The sequence below is a fragment of the Burkholderia sp. Nafp2/4-1b genome (assembly GCF_003635165.1).
Taxonomy (GTDB): Bacteria; Pseudomonadota; Gammaproteobacteria; order Burkholderiales; family Burkholderiaceae; genus Burkholderia.
In genome coordinates, this window is record NZ_ML058597.1 from 1,023,034 (window position 1) to 1,036,002 (window position 12,969).

The window sequence follows — 12,969 nt, forward strand, 5'->3', positions numbered from 1 at the left end:
TTCAAGATCGAAAGGATAAGGGATGAGACGGAAAAATGGCGCGCCGCCGTGAAAAATTCGCGGCTTCGGCGCGCCAGTACGGGTTGCAACCCCTGGGCGGACGGGAGACGCCGCGCGAGCCGGGCCAGCCCGGCACCGCGCGGCAGATCGGATCGGCGGGTAGACCGCCCCCCGCTGCGTGCGTCAGCGCGACGCCTGCGGGAACCGCGCGCCCGGCGGCGGTTCCGGTCGCGTCGACGGCACGCTCTTGCGCACCTTCGCGACCTGCGCGGCCGTGATCGCCGCGCCCGTATTGCCCCAGCTCGTGCGCACGAAGTTCGACACGTCCGCGACTTCCTGGTCCGACAGGCGCCAGCCGAACGGCGGCATCGTGAAGGTCGACGGCGCCGTGCGCGTGCCCTCCAGCGCGCTGCCTTCCAGCACGACGTGGATCAGCGACGTCGGATCGCTACCCTGCACGACCGGGTTGCCGGCCAGCGCCGGGAACACGCGCGTGTAGCCGTGGCCGTCGCTGCGATGGCACGCCATGCAGTTGTCGCGATAGACGGCCGCGCCGGGCTTGCTCGCGTCGCCCGTCTGCAGCGCCTTCGCGGCAGCCGCGTCGTACACGTGCGGCTGCTCGCCCGGCACGCGCGGCGGCAGCGTCTTCAGATAGCGCGCGATCGCGGTCAGGTCGGCATCGGACATGTGCTGCATGCTGTGGCCGACCACGTCCGTCATCCCGCCGAACGCGGCCGTGCGCAGCGTGCGGCCCGTCTTCAGGAACTGCACGATCTCCGTTTCGGTCCACGTGCCGAGCCCGGTGCGCGGCTCGCCGCGCAGGCTCGTCGGCACCCAGCCGTCGATCGCCGCGCCGCCCGCCAGGAAGTCGAGGCCGCCCGCGTCGGTCAGCGCGCGTTCCTGCATCGTCACCGCGCGCGGCGTGTGGCATGCGCCGCAATGACCGAGACCCTGCACGAGATACGCACCGCGCGCGACGACCGGATCGGTGTACGACGCCGCATCGAACGGCTTCGGCGTGGGCGCGAACATCTTGCGCCAGAACGCCAGCGGCCAGCGCATCGACAGCGGCCACACGATGTCCACGTTGCGGTTCTCGCGCTCGACCGGCGCGACGCCGTGCATGAAGTACGCGTACAGCGCCTTCACGTCGTCGTCGCTCAGACGCGCGTAGGACGGGAACGGCATCGCCGGGTACATCGTGTCGCCGTTCTTGCGCACGCCCTCGCGCACCGCGCGGGTGAAGTCGTCGAGCGTCCAGCCGCCGAGGCCCGTCTTCGCGTCCGGCGTGATGTTCGTCGAATAGATCGCGCCGATCGGCGTGTCGAACTTCAGGCCGCCCGCGAACGGCTTGCCGCCGATCGCGGTGTGGCAGGCGACGCAGTCGCCGGCGCGCGCGAGGTATTCGCCGCGCTTGACGAGAGTCGCGTCGGCCGACTGGGTCGACTGGGCCGACCGGGCCGCCGTGGCCGCTGCCGGGCCCGAGGCCGTAGCCTGCGCCGCCGGCTGCGCGAAGGCCGATCCGCCGGCGCAACCGAACGCCGCCCATGCCGCGCCGATCGCCAGTGCGCGCCGCAGCGGGGACATGCCGCGCGCGGCGTTGTGGGGGTTCATCGTCCTCTTCATGCGGTCACCAGCGGGGCGGGATTTTTCAGGTATTGCTCGCGAATCGCGCGTGCCGACCAGTAGGCCAGCGCCGCGATGATCCCGGTAGGGTTGTAGCCGATGCCCTGCGGCAGCGCCGACGCGCCCATCACGAACACGTTGTGCACGTCCCAGCACTGCAGGTAGCGGTTCAGCACGCTCGTCTTCGGGTCGGTTCCCATGATCGCGCCGCCGACGAGGTGGGTCGTCTGGTACTGGCGCGAATCGAAGTGCTTGCCGAACTCGCGCGTCGACACGCCGATCGCCTTCGGCCCCATCGCCTCCGCGATCTTCTTCATCTGGCCGGTCACGTACTGCGCCATCCGGATGTCGTTGTCCTTCCAGTCGAAGGTCATCCGCAACAGCGGCTGGCCGTACGAATCGCGGTAGGTCGGATCGAGGTCGAGGTACACGTCGCGGTACGACATGTTCGTGCCGTGCGCGTCCATCGAGACCGTGTGCGCGTAGTTGTCCTTCACGGCCTTCTTCCACGCGGAGCCCCACTGCGGCGTGCCCGGCGGCGTCGCGATGCCGCTGACCGGCTTCACGCCGGCCTGGTTCACCCACAGCGGCGAGCCGCCGACGAAGCCGAGCGGACCGTGGTCGAAGTTGTCCGCGTTGAAATCGTCCACCGCGACGCCATTGCCGCCCGCGCCGATGAACGGATTCGTGTAGGTGTCCTTGTCGAAGAACGCCTTGATCGTCGAGAGGTTCTGGTACGCGAAATTGCGGCCGACCACGCCCTCGCCCGAAATCGGATCGTACGGCTTGCCGATACCGGACAGCAGCAGAAGGTGCACGTTGTGATACTGGAACGCCGCGACGATCACGAGATCGGCCGGCTGGTGCACTTCGCGGCCGGCCGGGTCGACGTAGGTGACGCCCGTCGCGCGCTTCTTCGTGTCGTCGAGGTCCACGCGCAGCACATGGCATTTCGAGCGCAGCTCGAAGTTCGGCACCTGCTTCAGCGCGGGCAGGATGTTCAGGTTCGGCGACGCCTTCGAGTACATGTAGCACGCGTAGCCGCTGCAGTAACCGCAGAAATTGCATGGCCCCATCTGCACGCCGTACGGGTTCGTGTACGGCCCCGACGTGTTCGCCGACGGCAGCCGGTACGGATGCAGCCCGAGCGACTTCGCGGCATCGAAGAAGCGTTGCGCGGAGTACGTGTTGAGCTGCGCGGGCAGCGGGAAGTGGTCGCTGCGGTTCGCCTCGAACACGTTCCCGTCGCCGACCACCTTGCCGCCGACCTTGTACGCCTGCCCCGACGTGCCGAACACCTTCTCGGCGAAGTCGAAGTACGGCTCGAGCTCGTCGTAGCTGACGCCCGTGTCCTGGATCGTCATGCCTTCCGGAATGAACTTCTTGCCGTAGCGCTCTTCGTAGTGGCTGCGCAGGCGCAGCTCTTCCGGCGTGATCCGGAAGTGCACGCCCGACCAGTGCAGCCCCGCGCCGCCCACGCCCTCGCCCGGCAGGAATGCGGCGAGCTGCCGGTACGGCAGCGCGGTGTCCTGCACGCCGTGGCGGATCGACACGGTCGTCTTCGACAGGTCGAGGAACAGCTTCTTGCGGATGTTGTAGGTCAGCTCGTCGATCGTGTTCGGATACGCGCCGTCCGGATAGGTGTCGCGATACTCGCCGCGCTCGAGCGCGACGACGTTCAGGCCCGCTTCGGTCAGTTCCTTGGCGAGAATCGCGCCGGTCCAGCCGAAGCCGACGATCACCGCATCGACGTGCGGCTTCTTTTCTGCGGCCATCAGGTGCGCTCCCCGTTGATCGAAACCGGGCCGTACGGATACGGCTTGCCGTTCTGGTTGACGAAATCCATGAAGTCGGCACGCGCGCCCGGAAAACCGATCATCTTCCACGCGGCCATGTCGTGATTGCCGCCGTGCACCGGATCGCAGAAGTAGCCTTCACGCGTGTTCTGCAGCAACTGGCCGAAGAACACGGCGGACGGCACGTCGTCGATCTGCGCGCCGCCCTTCTCCAGTGCGCCGAGCACGGTGTCGCGGGTCGGCGCGTCGAGATCGGCGAACGCCTTGCCGTGGGCCTTTTCGCAATAGCGGTTGACCGCCGCGATGCCGAGCCGGTAGATGTCGCGCGGCACGAGCTTGAGCTGGTAGCCCAGCTCGGGCACGCCCTGCTGGAACGGACCCTGCATGTACCACGTCGCGCCGTGCGCGTACGGGGTTTCCATCTGGCGGTCGATGAATTCGGGCACGCCCGCTTCGAGCGCGCCCGGGCCTTCGGCATCGGCCGGGATCAGCCGGTCGACCGCGGCCTGGACGAACGTCCACTCCTTTGCGTCGAAGAAGGTCGGCTTGTACGGCGCGCGTGCGGCGCCGGCCGACGCGCCGGAAGCACTACCGGCCTGCGCGGCTGACGACGGCGACGAGCGCAGGTCGCAACCGGCGACCGATGCGATCGGCACGAGTGCGACCGACGTGCGCAGGAAACGGCGACGCGAATTGGGTTTGTCGGGTGGCGTGGACATGGTCGGATGTTGATCGTTGGGGAGCGTGATTCGGGGACGCGCATTGCGCATGCCGCATGCCCGACACGGCAGCCATGCCGCACGCGGCCGGCCGTCCTGTGATTGCTGTGATTGCTGTGCTGCGAACCATCTCGCCGCGGGCGCCGGCCGCGCACTGCACGGCGGCGCCGTCATGCAGCCGCGCGCGTGCCGGGGCCCGGGGCGCAGCGCGGAGTCGACCTCTTCGCGGGTCTCTTCGTCGGACATCTACACGGCTTTTACCCGCATCTGCCCGTCATCGCCAGCGCCCTGACTCAACTTGGACGCCGCACCGGCCAACGGCAAGTGCAACGCGCACGGCCCTCATTCCGGGCTGGCGACGAATTGCGCGAATTATAAATGGAACCGGTTCCATTTCCAAAGGGTTCGGTGCAATTCACTGCATCGGAAACCGCAACAATGGAAAAATCGCCTGCCGGGTTGCGCTGCAATGCGTCAACCGTCGCCCGAGGCCATCGCTTGACTTCCCTCCGGCCACCACTACCCTTTTATTCCAATACGGCACTCGAACCGTGCATGCGCAACCGTCCGTCCCTGCCGTTCGCCGGCACGCGCACGCACGCACGACAACAACGACGAATACCCTTGGAGACGACTCATGCTGATCGGTGTGCCGAAGGAGATCAAGAACCATGAATACCGCGTCGGCCTCACGCCGGCCGGCGCACGCGAACTCACGCGCCACGGTCACGCCGTGCTCGTGCAGCGCGGCGCGGGTACCGCGATCGGTCTGCTCGACGACGACTACACGGCCGCCGGCGCCGCACTGTGCGACGACGCGCGCGAGATCTTCGCGCGCGCCGACATGATCATCAAGGTCAAGGAGCCGCAGGCGGCCGAGTGCGCGATGCTGCGGCGCGGGCAGATTCTTTATACGTACCTGCATCTCGCGCCCGATCCCGAGCAGGCCGCCGCCCTCGCGAAATCCGGCGCGGTCTGCATCGCATACGAAACCGTGACTGGCGCGGGCGGCGGGCTGCCGCTGCTCGCGCCGATGAGCGAGGTCGCGGGACGCATGTCGATCCAGGTCGCGGCGACCCACCTCGAAAGCCCGCGCGGGGGCCGCGGCGTGCTGATGGCCGGCGTGCCGGGCGTGCCGGCCGCGCACGTCGTGGTGCTCGGCGCGGGCGTGGTGGGCACCGGCGCGCTGCAGATGGCCGTCGGCCTCGGTGCGCGCGTCACCGTGCTCGACACCAACGTGGGCCGGCTGCGCCAGCTCGACCTGATCTTCGCGAACCGGATTGCGACCGTCTGCTCGAACGCGCACACGATCGACGAAGCCGTGCGCGATGCCGACGTCGTGATCGGCGCGGTGCTCGTGCCGGGCGCGTCGGCGCCGCGGCTCGTCACGCGCGACATGATCGCGACGATGCGCAAAGGCGCCGTCGTCGTCGATGTCGCGATCGATCAGGGCGGCTGTTTCGAGACGTCGCATGCGACGACGCATGCGCAGCCGACCTTCGTCGTCGACGGCGTCGTGCACTACTGCGTCGCGAACATGCCCGGCGCGGTCGCGCGCACGTCGACGTTCGCGTTGAACAACGCGACGCTTGGCCATGCGCTCGCGCTCGCCGACAAAGGCTGGAAGCGCGCGATGTCGGACGATCCGCATTTGCGCGCGGGCCTCAACGTATGCGACGGTCACATCACGTACGAGGCCGTCGCATCGGCGCTCGGCCTGCCGTACGTGCCTGCGGAGGACGTGCTGGCCTGAGATCGGCGCGCGCGCCACCGCGCACGTGCGCCGTCAGCCATCCCTCGGGCGGCCGCGCGTCGACGCGCCGCTCGCGCCCATCGTGCGCGCCAGCAACGGCCGCAGCTGCGCAAGCGTGCGCGTGTTGAGCACATCCTGCCGCGTGAGCCAGCCGCGCCGTGCCTGGCCGATCCCGTAGCCGAGATTGTCCAGATCGTCCGCGCACCGAGCGTCGGAGCCGATCGCCACCGCGACGCCCGCTTTCGCGGCCTCGCGGCACCACACGTCGGGCAGGTCGAGCCGCCGCGGGTCGCTGTCGAGTTCGACGAAGCAGCGACGCGCGGCAGCCGCGGCAATGATGCGCGGCACGTCGAGTTCGCTTGCGTCGCGCTCGCCAAGCAGCCGGCCGGTCGGATGCGCGAGGAGCGTGAAATGCGGGCGATCCATCGCACGCAGCAGTCGCTCGGTCTGCACGTCGCCCGGCAGGTCGAAACCATCGCGCACCGCGCCGACCACGAGGTCGAGGCGGCCGAGCACGTCGTCGGGCACATCGAGGGTACCGTCCTCGCGTATGCCGGCCTCGACGCCCTTCAGCAACACGAAGTCGTCGAACGACGCATTGAGCCGATCGATCTCGTCGATCTGCCGCACGAGCCAGTCGCAACCGGTACGGCCGCCGTCGGCATCCGGCATGCGATCGGTGACGGCGAGATACGCCAGCCCGCGCGCACGCGCCGCGTCCGCCATCGAGCGCAGGCTGTCGCGCCCCGCCGACGCGTCGGTATGTGCGTGGAGATCGCCATGCAGATGCTTGCGTTCGACCAGCGCCGGCAACGTGCCGTCGCGCGACGCGTCGATCTCGCCGCGGTCCTCGCGCAACTCGGGCGGCATCCAGTGAAGGCCGATCGCGTCGTAGACGGAGGCCTCCGTCGCGCCCGCGATCCGCTCATCGCCGCGAAATACGCCGTATTCGTTGATCTTCAGCCCGCCGGCCTGCGCGATCCGGCGCAGCGCGATGTTGTGCGCCTTCGATCCGGTGAAATAGACGAGCGCCGCGCCGAACGCGTCGGCGTCGACGACGCGCAAGTCGACCTGCAGCCCGTTGCCGAGCAACACGCTCGAACGCGTCTTGCCGTTCGCGAGCACGCGCGCGACCTCGCGGTAGCCGACGAACGCGTCGGACACCGCAGCCGGATCGTGCGCAGTGACGAGGATGTCGAGATCGCCGACCGTCTCGCGGCAGCGCCGAAAGCTCCCGGCCGCGACGGCTTCGCCGACGCCCGCCACCTGGCGCAGGCACGCGAGCAACGGCAGCAGCGATTGCGTGGCCACCGGCAGCAGGAAACGCTGCGGCTCGCGCTGCAGGCGGTCGTCGATTGCATCGAGCAGATGCGCTTCCGTCTTTGCGCCGAAGCCCGGCAGCGCGCGCACGTGCCCGCTCTTCGCTTCGGCGCGGAGCTGCTCGAGCGATTCGACGTGCAACGCGTCGTGCAGCGCCTTCACGCGTTTCGCGCCAAGCCCCGGTACATCGAGCAGTTCGACGATTGCATGCGGCAGCGCATGGCGCAGCGTTTGCTGAAGTTCGCAGGTGCCGGTCGCGGCGATCTCGCGCAGCTTCGCCGCGAGATCGGCGCCGATCGACGGAATCCGGCCGAGATCGCTGCCGGCCGCGATCATCGCCGGAATGTCGCGCCCGTATTCGGCGATCGTACGGGAAGCGTTGCGATACGCGCGCACCCTGAAAGGATTCGCGCCCTGGATCTCGAGCATGTCGGCGATTTCGGCGAAGACGGCCGCGCACTCGGCATTGTGGATCGGCATGATCGGCGTGGCTCCCTTCCACGTGGATGGCGCCGTGCGCTGGCGCGGCGGCGTCTGCCCGCCCGGCGCCGCATGTCGACGGCGGCGAGCGGCCGTTGGTCATCCTGCGCCGATTGCCCGCGGCGTGTCGTGCGGGGGGCGCTCGTTGCGCGACGCTCCGGCGCCGATGTCAGAGCGTGGCGCGCGGCGTCGTCGCGTAGCGCCGCTCGTACAGCGACTGGCAATGCGTGCAACGCTCGGCGGTCGGTCGTGCGAGCAAACGCTGGTAGCCGACCGGCGCATCGCAATCGATACATTCGCCGTAGCTGCCGTCACGCATGCGCTGCTGCGCGCGGCCGACCGCGCGCAATTCGGCCAGCTTCATCCCGATCAACGCGTGATCCATGTCGACGAACAGATCGGCATTTGCCTCGTCGCCCTCGTCCGGCGCGGCGCCGGCGAGCTCGGCGTAGGACTCCGACGCGCGCTGGTCCTCGCTCGTCCGGATCTCCGCCCGCAACGCCTGCTCGGCTTCGGTCAGCCGCCGCTTCAGCGTCTGCCGTTGTTCCTGGTCGAGCGCCATCGCCGTCTCTCCTTTTCCCGGTTCCGCGCAGTAAGACATGCGGTGCGCGGTTGTCGCACCGGTGCACGGCGGGCAGGCAGGCCCGGCTCGTCGCGCGCCCGGATACGCGTCCGGCCGCACGAAGCGCCGCACGCATTCGACGCAGCATAAACCCAATGCACACGCGTGTGTTGCCCGGCGTCAGCGCCGCCCTGCACGCGTCAAAAAAAGCGGGGACCGACGCGAAAACCCATGCGGCCGCATTCGTCTGACGCAGCGGGCGTTGAGATCGATCAATCCCCTGTACAAAGTTGCGTCATAGATTGAAAGCATGCGCGGCGAATCCGCGGCTTTCCGGGAGAACGTCATGGTTTTCGGCGTCGTCATCTGGGTGGCCCTCGCGGCCCTGTTCCCGACGATGGTCGTGCCGACGATCCAGCACGCCATCCAGCCATCGAGCGCGCAAGCCGCGCCCGACAGCCGACCAGCCGAATCGCCGGCGGTGTCGCCCGCGGCATTGCCGGCGAGCGTGCAGGCGCCGACGGACGGCTGAAGGCGGACGGCTAATGCGCGGTCACACGGGCCGCGCTCGCGGTTTTCGGTTCGACTTCGTGCCTCATCCGGCACCCTTACCCATGATCCTTCGTGATCCTCTTCATCAAAACGCATTGCGCCCGATGAAGCCGCGCACGACCGTCAGCAGAATGATCTTCATGTCGAACCAGAAACTCCAGTTCTGCATGTAGAACAGGTCGAACTTCACGCGCGCCGCCATCGCCTCCACCTTGCGCGTTTCGCCGCGATAGCCGTTTACCTGCGCCCATCCGGTGATCCCCGGCCGCACGCGATAGCGGTACATGTAGCAGTCGACCAGTTGCCGGTAGAAGTCGTCGTGTTCGATCGCATGCGGGCGCGGACCGACGACCGACATCTGGCCGAACAGCACGTTGAAGAACTGCGGCAGCTCGTCGAGCGACGTGCGGCGCAGGAACGCACCGACCGGCGTGATGCGCGCATCGTTGCGCGATGCCTGCAGCACGACGCCGGGCTGAGCGCGATGCGCGCGCATCGTCCGAAACTTGAGGATGTGAAATTCTCGCCCGTCGGCGCCCTTGCGGCGCTGCCTGAACAGGACAGGCCCCGGCGATGACAGCTTCACCGCGATCGCCAGCACCGCGAGCAGCGGCAGCAGCGGAATCAGCACGGCCACCGCGAACAGCCGGTCGAACGCGAACTTCGCCCACAGTTCCGGCGCGGAACGCGGCGTGGTCGCGAGATTGATCGCCGGCATGCCGAGCACGTCGGTCGCGGAACGCTCGACGACCGCCATCTGCCGTACGTCCGGCAACAGTCGCAGCTCGACGAACTCGTCACGCAGTTCGCGCACGATGCGCCGGATGCGCGATTCGTGCGACATCGGCAGCGTGAGCCACACTTCATCGATCTCGCCACCCCGAATCATGCGTCGCAACGCGACCCAGTCGTCGATCACCGGCACGCCGGCGATGCCGTCCGCCGCGACCGCAGCCGGCGCGTCGTCGTCGAACACGCAGGCCGCCGCGAACGAACCGGCCGGCTCGTGCTGCATGCGCTCGACCGCCACGCGTCCGTAAGCGGTCGCACCGACTACCGCGACCCGCCGCTGCCGCACGCGCGCCTCGCCGCGCATCGACGCGAGCGCACACAGCGCCAGCCGGCCGAGCAGCAGCGCCGCGTCGCCGGACAGCACCGTGCGTGCAATCCAGCGCGTCGTGACCGTGCCGCCACGATTCATGATCGACATCGTGCCGGCGACTGTCAGCGTGCTCGCACACACGACGGCAATCACCGTGCGCGTCAGCACCGCACCGCTGCCATACCGCGACACAGCGGGCGACGCACCGCCGCGCGCTGCGCGCACGCTGCGCGGCAACAGCGCGACGGTCAGCACGCACAGCAACGCAATCGCGCCGCGCTGCGCGTCCGACAGGTCGCGCCATGCGATCCCCATCGCGGCCTGCGCGGCGAACGCGCCCGCCAGCACGAGTGCGACATCGCCCGTGGCGATCGCGGCACGCCGCATCGCGTTCGTTCCACCCGCCATCGACTGCATCGTCACGCACCGTGCGCGGGGAACCCGCCGTGCATGTCCGGCATGCGCGGCAGCATCGGCATTGAGCGCGCGCTCGCGCGTGCACCGAGCAACCGGCGATAGTCCGCGCGAATCAGCTCGTAGCACTCGCATGCCTGGCGTTCGAGCCCATCGCGATCGAGCACGGTGATGCGGCCGCGGCGCTGCCGGATCAGCCCGGCTTCCTGCAGATTGCCGGCCGCCTCCGTCACGCCTTCGCGACGCACGCCGAGCATGTTGGCGATCGTTTGCTGCGTGACGGCCAGTTCGTCGCCGTCGATGCGGTCATGCGCGAGCAGCAGCCAGCGGCTCAATTGCTCACCGACGGAGTGATGCCGGTTGCACAGCGCGCTGCGCGAAATCTGCGCCATCGTCGCCTGGCAGTAGTTCAGCAGCAGCCGGTAGGTCGCCGGCGACCGTTCGAACTCCGAGCGCATCACGCAGGTCGGCACGCGATACGCCATCCCGCCGATGCGCACTTCGACACGGTTCGATACCGCGACGCCGCCGACGAGCGTCGCCAGCCCGACCACGCCTTCGCGACCGACCACCGCGACCTCCACCATCGCGCCATCCTCCATCAGGTGCTGCACCGACATCATGGCGGTCGTCGGGAAATGCAGGTGACGCATCGGCTCGCCGACCCGGTCGAGCATGCCGGCCTTGATCCTGACCAGCTCGAGATGCGGTGCGATGGCGCGAATGCTGTCCTCCGGGAGGGCATCAAGAATGGCATTCGCCGAGTAGCTCGAGTGAAGATGAAGCATGTCCGTATCCCTTTTATTCTCCGCGCCGCATGCAGCCGCTTCAGCGGAACTCGTTATTGCGATGCGCGTCCGGGACGGCGACGCGGGTTGCGGCCACAACCCTCGATCCAGTCGATCCTCGGCATCTCGCCGCCGGATCGAATCGGCAGTCCCGTTTCGACACGCTCGCCGTAATAAGCGATTTACGTGCCAATACCCCCTTCATCCTTAATATATAAACGACGCCCGATTGAGAACGCCCCGATAGCCGGTGCGAAAGCGCGAAAAATGTCTCATTTCCGGACACTCTCCAGCGCGATGGACACCGCCGGGTGATTCGACTGATCAATGGCCGCAGTGCTCGCCGCGGCGTCACCCGTCGCGCACCGGGCTTACCGTTCAAATACTTACGACCCGATTTCAATTGTTTCCGTGATGTCGCACGCGACGGCCGGGAGGCGCGTGGCGGGTCGAATGATCGTTTGAAACTGTCTCAAATCTGAATCGGCACATTAATTCATGACTTTGTAAGCGAACGCACATAGCGCGCGCAAGCGCATGATTTTCATGAAAAAAACCGGCCCTAATCGCCGATTGTCAAATAATGTTCAATGCATTTCCAATGTTTTCCTTGTAGGATCGCAACGTCGTCCGATTGATTCCAGATCGACAGTGAATCCACGACTTATCGGCCCATCCATTTCAATGAGATTAATTTCAATGGAGACCAGATCTTTAAATACGCATAACGTTTGCATTCGCGCCGAACCGTCAAAGATTGTGAAATGTCGTAATGGGTAATTAACCGAATTCGATGGCGTGCTAGCCTTTTTCCGGCCATCGGCATTCGAATTCCGATGAACTCAATTCCGCACGTGCGTGCCGAATTCCCGCCCCGGGATGCCGCCGCGCGACGTGCGCCCCACCTTAGAGGATGCGCCGTGACCCACCAGGCCAATGACGCCGTCGCACACGCGAACGGCATGATCGAGCTTTCGCACAGCTTCGATGCCAACCGGTTTCTCGCGGCGCTCGACCGCGACGAACGCGCGACGCTCGTCGGCAACCTTCGACTGGTTCACCTGAAGTCGGGCCAGGTGCTGTGCGAACCGGGCGAAATGCTCGCGGCAGTTTACCTGCCCGTGACGACCGCGATTTCGCTGCAATACGTGTCGTCCGGCGGGATGACACTCGAAGTGGCCGAGATCGGCAGCGAGAGCGTCGTCTGCGACGACGTGATCGGCGGCAGCGGCCGGATGCCGTGCCGCGCCGTCGCCTGTCGTGACGGTTTCGTCTACCGGCTCGACAGTCGCATCTTCGCCGCTGCGTTCGACGCGTCGCCGGTGATTCGTCATCTCGTGTTCGTCTGCGTGCGGTTGCTGATGGCGCAGGTCTCGCAGATCACGTTCTGCAGCCGCCATCACGTGCTCAAACATCAGTTATGCAGATGGTTCCTGCTCGCGTACGACCGCTCGCGCAGCATCGAGATCCAGGTGACCCACAGCATGCTCGCGCAGATGCTCGGCGTGCGGCGCGAGACGGTCACGGACGCCGCCGGCGAGATCCAGAAGCTCGGCCTGATTCGCCAGTACCGGAGCTCGATCGTGCTCGCCGATCTCGCCGGCCTCGAAAAGCTGTCGTGCGGTTGCCGCGCGATCGTGCGCGACGAGATGAAGCGCATCCTGTCGGCCGACTCGGGTGTCGCCGCCGCGGCACGCGCGTGACGCGCACGACATTTCGTCGTACATGCGCGATCCGGGTCAGTCGATTGTAGGGTGGCGAACAGAACAGCGTGTGCGCGAATGGTCTACTGATGCAGGACTGCCGGGGGGATGTCGGCGCGCTGCGCGCGTCCGCCCGTGCGGACGACACCACGCA

Annotated in this window: 10 protein-coding genes; 3 read left to right on the forward strand and 7 right to left on the reverse strand. The window is 67.3% G+C overall.

Annotated elements, in window-relative coordinates; translation table 11 throughout:
• Positions 1 to 183: 183 nt before the first annotated feature.
• From C7H84_RS04715 to C7H84_RS04725, 3 genes are read right to left on the reverse strand one after another with little or no spacing between them, the layout of a single operon-like run.
• Positions 184 to 1,626: a cytochrome c gene (locus tag C7H84_RS04715; RefSeq protein ID WP_121857641.1), complete on the reverse strand. Its 1,443-nt coding sequence runs from the start codon at positions 1,624 to 1,626 to the stop codon at positions 184 to 186.
• Positions 1,623 to 3,401, reverse strand: a complete 1,779-nt coding sequence (locus C7H84_RS04720; RefSeq protein ID WP_121857642.1) for a GMC family oxidoreductase — start codon at positions 3,399 to 3,401, stop codon at positions 1,623 to 1,625. Before C7H84_RS04720 ends, C7H84_RS04715 begins: the two co-directional genes overlap by 4 nt.
• Positions 3,401 to 4,141, reverse strand: coding sequence for a gluconate 2-dehydrogenase subunit 3 family protein (locus tag C7H84_RS04725; RefSeq protein ID WP_121857643.1), 741 nt, complete (start codon positions 4,139 to 4,141; stop codon positions 3,401 to 3,403). Before C7H84_RS04725 ends, C7H84_RS04720 begins: the two co-directional genes overlap by 1 nt.
• Before the next feature lie 637 nt (positions 4,142 to 4,778).
• Between C7H84_RS04725 and ald the strand changes: the two genes are divergently transcribed.
• Positions 4,779 to 5,894, forward strand: coding sequence for an alanine dehydrogenase (gene ald / locus C7H84_RS04735; RefSeq protein WP_121857644.1), 1,116 nt, complete (start codon positions 4,779 to 4,781; stop codon positions 5,892 to 5,894).
• A gap of 33 nt (positions 5,895 to 5,927) precedes the next feature.
• On the opposite strand, the gene polX is transcribed toward ald, so the two are convergent.
• Both polX and C7H84_RS04745 read right to left on the reverse strand, forming a co-directional pair.
• Entirely contained in the window at positions 5,928 to 7,694 is a 1,767-nt protein-coding gene (polX, locus tag C7H84_RS04740; protein WP_121857645.1) for a DNA polymerase/3'-5' exonuclease PolX, read from the reverse strand.
• Positions 7,695 to 7,863: 169 nt separating this feature from the next.
• On the reverse strand, positions 7,864 to 8,256 hold the full coding sequence (locus C7H84_RS04745) for a TraR/DksA family transcriptional regulator (RefSeq protein WP_121857646.1): 393 nt from the start codon (positions 8,254 to 8,256) through the stop codon (positions 7,864 to 7,866).
• A gap of 346 nt (positions 8,257 to 8,602) precedes the next feature.
• Between C7H84_RS04745 and C7H84_RS04750 the strand changes: the two genes are divergently transcribed.
• Positions 8,603 to 8,788 carry a hypothetical protein gene (locus C7H84_RS04750; RefSeq protein WP_121857914.1) on the forward strand — a complete coding sequence of 62 codons (186 nt, stop codon included), beginning with the start codon at positions 8,603 to 8,605 and terminating at the stop codon, positions 8,786 to 8,788.
• Between the two features lie 105 nt (positions 8,789 to 8,893).
• Here the strand turns inward: C7H84_RS04750 and C7H84_RS04755 are convergent, their stop codons facing one another.
• Together C7H84_RS04755 and C7H84_RS04760 are read right to left on the reverse strand one after the other, a co-directional pair.
• Positions 8,894 to 10,318 (reverse strand): undecaprenyl-phosphate glucose phosphotransferase, encoded by a 1,425-nt coding sequence (locus tag C7H84_RS04755; RefSeq protein ID WP_121857915.1) that lies wholly within the window; start codon positions 10,316 to 10,318, stop codon positions 8,894 to 8,896.
• Between the two features lie 11 nt (positions 10,319 to 10,329).
• Positions 10,330 to 11,112, reverse strand: a complete 783-nt coding sequence (locus C7H84_RS04760; RefSeq protein ID WP_121857647.1) for a Crp/Fnr family transcriptional regulator — start codon at positions 11,110 to 11,112, stop codon at positions 10,330 to 10,332.
• A 920-nt stretch (positions 11,113 to 12,032) separates the two neighbouring features.
• On the opposite strand from C7H84_RS04760, the gene C7H84_RS04765 reads away from it, so the two are divergent.
• Entirely contained in the window at positions 12,033 to 12,815 is a 783-nt protein-coding gene (locus C7H84_RS04765) for a Crp/Fnr family transcriptional regulator (RefSeq protein WP_205611392.1), read from the forward strand.
• Positions 12,816 to 12,969 lie beyond the last annotated feature (154 nt).

Bases quoted from the DNA above. Each gene is read 5' to 3' on its own strand.
- C7H84_RS04725 (WP_121857643.1), bottom strand. From the start codon at position 4,141: ATGTCCACGCCACCCGACAAACCCAATTCGCGTCGCCGTTTCCTGCGC.
- C7H84_RS04755 (WP_121857915.1), bottom strand. From the start codon at position 10,318: ATGGCGGGTGGAACGAACGCGATGCGGCGTGCCGCGATCGCCACGGGC.
- C7H84_RS04745 (WP_121857646.1), bottom strand. From the start codon at position 8,256: ATGGCGCTCGACCAGGAACAACGGCAGACGCTGAAGCGGCGGCTGACC.
- C7H84_RS04760 (WP_121857647.1), bottom strand. From the start codon at position 11,112: ATGCTTCATCTTCACTCGAGCTACTCGGCGAATGCCATTCTTGATGCC.
- polX (WP_121857645.1), bottom strand. From the start codon at position 7,694: ATGCCGATCCACAATGCCGAGTGCGCGGCCGTCTTCGCCGAAATCGCC.
- C7H84_RS04750 (WP_121857914.1), top strand. From the start codon at position 8,603: ATGGTTTTCGGCGTCGTCATCTGGGTGGCCCTCGCGGCCCTGTTCCCG.
- ald (WP_121857644.1), top strand. From the start codon at position 4,779: ATGCTGATCGGTGTGCCGAAGGAGATCAAGAACCATGAATACCGCGTC.
- C7H84_RS04720 (WP_121857642.1), bottom strand. From the start codon at position 3,401: ATGGCCGCAGAAAAGAAGCCGCACGTCGATGCGGTGATCGTCGGCTTC.
- C7H84_RS04715 (WP_121857641.1), bottom strand. From the start codon at position 1,626: ATGAAGAGGACGATGAACCCCCACAACGCCGCGCGCGGCATGTCCCCG.